Annotated in this window: 2 protein-coding genes and 2 pseudogenes; 2 read left to right on the forward strand and 2 right to left on the reverse strand. The window is 61.5% G+C overall.

Going from position 1 to position 2,945, the window contains the following annotated elements; all coding sequences use genetic code 11:
• Positions 1-586: 586 nt before the first annotated feature.
• Positions 587-1,009, forward strand: a complete 423-nt coding sequence (locus VQ044_RS25955) for a winged helix-turn-helix domain-containing protein (RefSeq protein WP_442880759.1) — start codon at positions 587-589, stop codon at positions 1,007-1,009.
• On the opposite strand, the gene VQ044_RS24415 is transcribed toward VQ044_RS25955, so the two are convergent.
• Positions 945-1,976: an IS110 family transposase gene (locus VQ044_RS24415; protein WP_327650278.1), complete on the reverse strand. Its 1,032-nt coding sequence runs from the start codon at positions 1,974-1,976 to the stop codon at positions 945-947. The genes VQ044_RS25955 and VQ044_RS24415 overlap by 65 nt on opposite strands.
• Positions 1,977-2,057: 81 nt before the next feature.
• Here VQ044_RS24415 and VQ044_RS24420 point away from each other — a divergent pair.
• Positions 2,058-2,180 (forward strand): annotated as a pseudogene (locus VQ044_RS24420) (IS630 family transposase); the annotation flags it as partial.
• Here the strand turns inward: VQ044_RS24420 and istA are convergent.
• Positions 2,165-2,722 (reverse strand): annotated as a pseudogene (gene istA / locus VQ044_RS24425) (IS21 family transposase); the annotation flags it as partial. The pseudogenes VQ044_RS24420 and istA sit on opposite strands and share 16 nt — an antisense overlap.
• Positions 2,723-2,945 lie beyond the last annotated feature (223 nt).

Below are 2,945 nucleotides of genomic sequence, written 5' to 3' on the forward strand. Positions count from 1 at the left end.
ATTGTTCGTGGTGATCCTTTCGGTCCGGAACGGCACCAGAGCCGCGGCTATGGTGCGGGACGAAACGGCTTCATCCCGGTCGGACGGTCCGAAAGGCAACGTCCTCGTCTCGATCGACCTGCTTCAGGCCTCGCGCAACCCCACCAAACCCGCCCCCGCGATCAGACGCCGCAGATACAATCCCCATAAGCCAAACCGACCCGCGGGTTCGCTCAATCCGGCTTCAATGAGGTCCTCCGGTCCGCCGAGGAGGTTGCCGACCCGCGCCCGCGGACCTCACAGAAGCCTCCAGATTCCCATTTGATGTTCGGTTTGATTATCTGTGAGCAGGAGGTGATTTATGTGAAAGGCTGTTTCATCAGATTTGCGGGAGAGGATCGTGCGCGGGGTCGCGGCGGGTCATTCACGTCGCACGATGGCGGCGCGGTTCGAAGTCGCGCCCTCGACAGCTGTGCGGGTTCAGAAACGTTATCGAGCCACCGGCTCCGTGGCGCCGGCCAGGCAGGGCCGCCCCGAGGGATCGGGTAAGCTCGGACCGCATCGGCGCTCGCTCATCGACAAGGTCAGGGCCAAGCCCGACATCACGATGCCGGACCTTGCCGCTTGGCTCGAAGTCCAGCATGGCGTGACGGTCGACCCGTCCAACCTGTCCAAGCTCCTGCGCAAGGAAGGTTTCACATATAAAAAAACGTATGGCTCGCCCCGTCTGCAAGCGACTTTTGACGGCATCTCAGTCTGCGCCAACGTATCCGGTCTCGGGGCGAAGATCGTCCCCGGCCAAGATGGAGCTTCCGCGCGTACCGATCCTCATAAGCACTACGGCGTCTGGCGCCATTTTTTTAGTCAGGATGTCGGTACACCGTTCGACTGTCAGGCCATCTTTTCAGTCCACTCACAGACATCTCCGGCAGGAAGGATGCCCTCCCGGCCGATTTCTTATCATCTCATCCGGCCGACGGCGCCACCGCCATGTCGAAGGGGCGGCCGCTTCTCAACACCGCCCAGATGATCCTGGCCATCTTCGCCGCCAGCGCGACAACAGCGGTGTTCATGTGCGCTCGCGACAGCAGGCCTCGCAGCCACTCGCCCATCAGCGTCTGCCCCTTGGCCAGAGATGGAAGCGCGGCTCGCGCTCCGTGGATCAGCATCCGCCTGAGATAGCCGTTGCCGCGTTTGGTGATACCCAGAAGTCGCGGCTTGCCCCCGGTCGTCATCTGCCGCGGGACGAGACCGAGCCAGGCCGCAAGGTCGCGGCCACGACCGAACGTCTCGGCCTTTCCGATCGAAGCTACGAACGCGGTCGCGTTCAAGGGGCCGATCCCCGGGATCGTCGATAGCAGCTTCATCGATGCATCTGTGCGGGCAAGTTCCGCGAACTCCGCGTCGAAGGTGGCGATCCGAGCATCGAGGGCGCGCCATTCGTCTCGCATATCCTCGATCAGCACCCTCATCCGGCAGCTGATCGCCATCTTGCCGGCGAGAAGATGGTCAAGCTGGCGTTCGAGCTTGCTCCGTCCCTTGGCGATCACACTGCCCCGCTCGAGAAGGATCGCCCGAAGCTGGTTAATCAGAGCCGTGCGCTCCCCAACAAGCCGATCTCGAGCCCGATGCAGGCTCTGCATGTCGAGTTGCTCGTCGCTCTTCAGATCCACAAAGCGCATCGTGGGACGAGTCGCGGCTTCCGCTATCGCCTCGGCATCACGATCGTCGTTCTTCTGCGCCTTCACAAAGGGACGGACATATTCCGGCGACATCAACCGCACATCGTGGCCCCGCTCACGAAGCTGGCGGCCGAGATGATGGGCTCCGCAACAGGCTTCCATCGCCATCACGCAGGCACGCATTCCAGTCGCCAGCTTCAATACGCTGGCGTGACGCATTCTGCGCCGCAGCAGCACTGTCCCGGCTTCGTCCAAGCCGACAACGCTGCAAACGTCTTTTCCAAGATCGATACCAAGAACCCTGATCTCATTCATCGGCTCGCCTCCGTGCCATCCTCATCGACGACGCAATCATGCGCCGAGGGAAAGGGGCGAGCCATTCCATAAGCGCTGCTGGCGTCGGAACAAGAACGCTCCGACGTCAAGGCGGCGCGGCGTGAGTGGCGCGAACACCGTCAGCCCTTCATGCGCCGGCAACCGGCCCGGCTGGTCTTCGTCGATGAAACGATATGCGGCACTGCGCCGAAGAAGGCGAACGCATGGATGTGCCCATCCACCCAGGCTTCCGACACCGCCGCCGGATAGGCCCGAACATAACAGCCATCGCTATGCGGCAGGTCGAGCACGAAGAAATGCGCCTTGCGCTCCACCCCGCCGATGACGACCATCGCCTCGCCGAAATCGGCCTGTGCATGCCCTGGCGGATGCGACAGCGGCACGAACACCTCCTGGCGACGCTGCTCTCGCTCGCGCACGTAATCCTTGATGATCGTGTAGCCGCCGGTGAACCCGCACTCGTCACGAAGCCGGTCAAACACCCGCTTGGCCGTATGGCGCTGCTTGCGCGGCACCTTCACGTCCTCGTCAAGCCAGTGATCGATGGTCGAAACAAACCCATCCAGCTTGGGCCGTCGGATCGGTGACTGACGCTGATAGCCGGGCGGCGTCGAATACGACATCATCTTGGCAACGCTGTCGCGCGATATGTTGAAATGCTTTGCCGCCTGACGCCGGCTCATACCTTCCGAGCAAGCCAGACGAACCTTCATATATAAATCCACGGTATAGATCCCCAACCCTCCTGCAATCGTCGCAGAAGAAAAATAGGTGGCCGACTTTTACGCCGCCCGAAGCGGGACTATCCCGCCGCTACCGTGGACTAATTTTGGGAATGTCCCGGTCTCTGTTGAATTTCTGAAGTGGGCGGCGTTGCCCGCCTTGAGCCGTTAGGCTCGGGGTGCCGATTCCACTGAGGAGAGCAACGCCATGAAGAAAGATATCATA

The sequence above is a fragment of the Aurantimonas sp. C2-5-R2 genome (genome assembly GCF_036549495.1).
Classification (GTDB): Bacteria; Pseudomonadota; Alphaproteobacteria; order Rhizobiales; family Rhizobiaceae; genus Aurantimonas; species Aurantimonas coralicida_A.